Origin of the sequence: Ramlibacter sp. (assembly GCF_035706265.1) — a bacterium.
GTDB lineage: Bacteria > Pseudomonadota > Gammaproteobacteria > Burkholderiales > Burkholderiaceae_C > Ramlibacter.
Window position 1 is genome coordinate 1 of the sequence record NZ_DASSVG010000662.1, and the last position, 4,133, is coordinate 4,133.

4 protein-coding genes and 1 pseudogene are annotated in these 4,133 nt (G+C 70.0%); 2 read left to right on the forward strand and 3 right to left on the reverse strand.

Annotation, left to right across the window (positions count from 1 at the left end):
• Both VFM98_RS23740 and VFM98_RS23745 read right to left on the reverse strand, forming a co-directional pair.
• Positions 1 to 466, reverse strand: a pseudogene (locus VFM98_RS23740) (hypothetical protein); the annotation flags it as partial.
• An 89-nt stretch (positions 467 to 555) separates the two neighbouring features.
• The gene (locus VFM98_RS23745) at positions 556 to 1,527 is read right to left on the reverse strand and encodes a tripartite tricarboxylate transporter substrate binding protein (protein ID WP_325112364.1); all 972 of its coding nucleotides are present in this window, start codon (positions 1,525 to 1,527) and stop codon (positions 556 to 558) included.
• 135 nt (positions 1,528 to 1,662) lie between these two features.
• Between VFM98_RS23745 and VFM98_RS23750 the strand changes: the two genes are divergently transcribed.
• Positions 1,663 to 1,989 (forward strand): hypothetical protein, encoded by a 327-nt coding sequence (locus VFM98_RS23750; protein WP_325112365.1) that lies wholly within the window; start codon positions 1,663 to 1,665, stop codon positions 1,987 to 1,989.
• 159 nt (positions 1,990 to 2,148) lie between these two features.
• Here the strand turns inward: VFM98_RS23750 and VFM98_RS23755 are convergent, their stop codons facing one another.
• Positions 2,149 to 3,207 carry a CDP-6-deoxy-delta-3,4-glucoseen reductase gene (locus VFM98_RS23755; RefSeq protein WP_325112366.1) on the reverse strand — a complete coding sequence of 353 codons (1,059 nt, stop codon included), beginning with the start codon at positions 3,205 to 3,207 and terminating at the stop codon, positions 2,149 to 2,151.
• 46 nt (positions 3,208 to 3,253) lie between these two features.
• Between VFM98_RS23755 and VFM98_RS23760 the strand changes: the two genes are divergently transcribed.
• On the forward strand, positions 3,254 to 4,133 hold an 880-nt coding region (locus VFM98_RS23760; protein WP_325112367.1), incomplete at its 3' end, for an SDR family oxidoreductase.

Below are 4,133 nucleotides of genomic sequence, written 5' to 3' on the forward strand. Positions count from 1 at the left end.
AAGCACTGCGAGAGAAGTCCCAGCTCAGGCCCACGCCGTAGGTGGTGCCGCCCTCGGCGCCGGGTAGGGTGGTGAAGCCGTTGCCGCGCGCACCGATGGTGCCCACGCGCCCGTAGATGCCCAGGGCGGAGAAGGCGCCCGTCTTGCCGACGAGGGCGAGGCTCAGGCCCTGGGTGCGGTCGCTGCGGAAAGGCGTGTCCGCATCGCCCGCACCGAGTTGCATGCTGAGGCTGCGCGGAGTGACGCGGCTCGCATAGAGCGGCACGACGGCGGTGGAAGCGCAGGAGAGGGAGAAGGGACCGCACTGCACCGCGGGCGCAGCGGCCGCGGGTTGGAGCCCCAGCGCGGCCCCGCCGGCACGCCATCGCAACGACCCGGCAGACTGGGCCGCGGCGGCGAGGCACGCCGCCAGCCCAAGGACCAACACCAGGACATTGCGCTCGGACCACATGGCGGGCTCCCTCATGTTGTGCTTGGAGCTTTCAATGTGGTGCGCGGCTGAGGCAGGCGCTGTCGGACAAACCGCACAAGGCCTGTAGGAGGCCCCGCTCAGCCTCAATCGACCTTGGCGCCCGAGGCCTTCACAACTTTCTCGTATTTGGCGAGCTCGCTCTTCATGAAGCCGGCGAACTCGTCGGGCGTGGTGGGCACGGGCTCGGCCATCAGGCCGGCAAAGCGCGACTTCGCTTCGGGCGAATTGAGCGCCGCCACGAAGGCCTGGTTGAGCTTCTGGATCGCGTCGCGCGGCGTGCCCGCCGGCGCCACCAGGCCCCACCAGGTGTCGATGGAGAAGCCCTTGAGGGTGTCGGCCACGGGCGGCACGCCGGGCAGGTAGGGCGAGGGCTTGAGCGTGGTCACGGCCAGCGCCTTGAGCTTGCCGGCGCGGATGTTCGGGGCCGCGGTGGCCAGGTTGTCGAAGTTGAAGTCGACCTGGCCCGAGAGCAGGGCGAGCTGCGCTGGGTTGCCGCCGTTGTAGGGAATGTGCACGGCGAAGATGCCGGCATCGCGCTTGAACATCTCGCCCGCGAGGTGGCCCGCGCTGCCGTTGCCGCCGCTGCCGTAATTGAGCTTGCCGGGGTTGGCCTTGGCGTAGGCGATCAGGTCGCGCAGCGTGTTGATCTTCAGCCGCTCGGCGGTCTGCGCGTTGACCACCAGCACGTTGGGCACGCGCACCATCTGCGTGATGGCCGCGAAGTCCTTCACCGGGTCGAAGGGCATCCGGGAGAACAGCCACGGGTTGATGGCGTGCGTGGCGACGGCCGAGATGCCGATGGTCAGGCCGTCGGGCGCGGCCTTGGCCACGGCATCGACGCCGATGTTGCCGCCGCCGCCCGGCTTGTTGTCGATGATCACGGTGCCCAGCGAGTCCTTGACGCGCTCGGCCAGCACGCGCGCGGTGGTGTCGATCGGCCCGCCCGCCGAATACGGGACGATCAGGCGGATCGGGCGGCCCTGGGCGCGGGTGGCGGGGGCGGCGACGGCCACCGCCGCGGCGGCCGAGGAGAGGAGGAGTTGTCGACGTTTCATGCCCTGCATTGTCGCAAGTGCGCGGGCAGTACCGCGAAAGACTGACGCGGCGCGTGCGTCACGTCCGACACCGCGCGTTGCTGCAGAGGCGTTCAGTAGAGGCCCTCCACCCCTGTCCCGGAAAGGAAACCCACCATGAAGCTCCACGTCCTCGTGATCGCCGCGGCGCTGGCCTTCGCAGGCAGCGCGTTCGCGCAGTCCGGCGGTTCGTATGGTTCGAGCGAGCACAGCGGCCACGCGATGTCGGCCGACGGCACGCACAAGGCGGCCGGGCATGCGCAGAAGAGCGCCAAGGCGAAGAAGGCGCACGCCCAACGCACCAGCGCGCGCATGGAGCGCCGCGGCACCCGCGCCATGGGCGCCGGCGCGGCATCACCGTCGACCGACCTGGGCGCGTCGGCGCGGAACGACCGGATGAACAGCGCCTACGAGAATTGGCTGCGGTTGCAGGGGCGGCGATAGGCGCGGATGGGCGCGCTTTTCGTAGGCTGGTGCTGACCGCGCGCGAATGCGCGCCGGAAGCCCAGCGCTTCGCAGCGCTCGCGCACCGCTGGGCTTCGCAAGGCTCAGCTTCCGCTTCGCGCCAGCCTACGGGATCGCCAGCTTCCGCTTCGCGCTTCCCTACGCCTGCGTCCCGTGCTTGTCCGCTTCGCTCGTGAACGAATCCGCGAAGAACTCCTCCGGCGGCAACTTGCACACCGCTGAATACTCGGCGCGCGCCGAATCCACCACGATCGGCGCGCCGCAGGCATAGACCTGGTGGCCGGAGAGATCGGGGAAGTCTTCCATCACGGCCTTGTGGACGAAGCCCGTGCGGCCCGTCCAGTTGTCTTCCGGCAGCGCATTGGAGATGACCGGCACGTACTTCAGGTTCGGCATCTCCTGCATGCGCTCGCGCACCCAGCCGTCCATGTACAGGTCGGTCGGGCGGCGGCCGCCCCAATAGAGCGTGGCCGGGCGCTGGATGCCCTTGAACTGCATGTGCTCGATCAGCGCCTTGATCGGCGCGAAGCCGGTGCCCGAGGCCAGCAGCACCATCGGCTTCTCGGAATCCTCGCGCAGGAAGAAGCTGCCGAACGGGCCCTCCACGCGCAGGATCTCCTTTTCCTTCATCGCCGTGAACACGTGGTCGGTGAACTTGCCGCCCGGCATGTGGCGGATGTGCAGCTCCACGCCGGGGCCGTTGTGCGGCGCGTTGGCCATCGAGTAGCTGCGGCGCGCGCCGTCGCGCAGGATGAATTCGATGTACTGGCCGGCGTGGTAGCGCAGCGTGTCGTTGGCGGGCAGCTGCAGCTTGAGCACGACCACGTCGTGCGAGACCTTCTCCAGGCTGGTGACGCGCGAGGGCATCTTGCGCACGGGGAAGGCGCTCTCGTCGGTGACCTGGCGCGACTCGATCACGATGTCGGTCTGCGGCACGGCGCAGCAGGTGAGGATCAGGCCGGCGGCCTCTTCCTCGGGCGACAGCGCCTTCACCTGGTGTGCGCCGTGCACCACGGTGCCTTCGAGCTTCTTGCACTTGCAGGAGCCGCAGGCGCCGTCCTTGCAGCCGTAGGGCATGCCGATGCCCTGGCGGATGGCGGCCGGCAGGATGGCCTCGCCGCTCTCGACCGTGAACTGGCGGCCGCTCGGCTGGACCGTGATCTGGAAGGGTCGCTCGGGCGGCGGGGCGGCTGTCATGCTTTGGGTATCCTCGGGCTCTCGTCGGTGACGTTCTTCCCCGATTTTGCCCTCAAACCAGAACCCCCTCGGCGCGCTGCCCGGCCGCTTCCGCCGCCAGCGCGTGCTCGTGATCGGCTGCGGCGACGTGGGCCTGCGCGTCGCGCGGGCGCTGCCGTCGCGCGTGCGCGTGCTGGGGCTCACGTCCTCGCCCGGGCGCGTGCCGCAGCTGCGCGAGCGCGGGATCGTGCCCGTGCAAGGCAACCTGGACCAGCCGGCCACGCTGGCGCGGCTGGCCGGCGTGGCCGATCGCATCGTGCACCTCGCGCCGCCGGCCACCGAGCCGGTGCAGCACTGGTGGCGCGACCACCGTACGCAGGCGCTGCTGCGCGCGCTGTCACTGCGCAGCGTGCCTGCGGCGCTGGTGTATGCGTCCACCAGCGGCGTGTATGGCGATTGCGGCGGCGAGATGGTGGCGGAGCATCGCGCCGTGGCGCCGCACACGCCGCGCGCGCAGCGGCGCGTGGATGCCGAGCGCTTGGTGCGGCATTTCGGGCGCGTCAGCGGCACGCGGGCGAGCGTGCTGCGGATCCCGGGCATCTATGCGAACGACCGCGTCGGCGGCACGCCGCGCGAGCGGCTGGAGAAGGGCACGCCGGTGCTGCAGGCATCGGACGACGTGTACACGAACCACATCCACGCGGATGATCTCGCGCGTGCGGTGGTCGCCGCCCTGTGGCGCGGGCGGCCGCAGAGGGTGTATCACGTGAGCGATGACAGCGCGTTGAAGATGGGGGATTACTTCGATCTCGCCGCGGATTTGTATGGCCTGCCGCGCCCCCCGCGTGTGCCGCGCAGCACGGCGCAGGATTCGCTGCCGCTGGTGCTCCTCAGCTTCATGAGCGAGTCGCGGCGGTTGGAGAACGCGCGGTTGAAGAGCGAGCTGC

Coding starts and splice junctions, on each gene's coding strand:
- VFM98_RS23745 (WP_325112364.1), bottom strand. CDS start 1,527: ATGAAACGTCGACAACTCCTCCTCTCCTCGGCCGCCGCGGCGGTGGCC.
- VFM98_RS23750 (WP_325112365.1), top strand. CDS start 1,663: ATGAAGCTCCACGTCCTCGTGATCGCCGCGGCGCTGGCCTTCGCAGGC.
- VFM98_RS23755 (WP_325112366.1), bottom strand. CDS start 3,207: ATGACAGCCGCCCCGCCGCCCGAGCGACCCTTCCAGATCACGGTCCAG.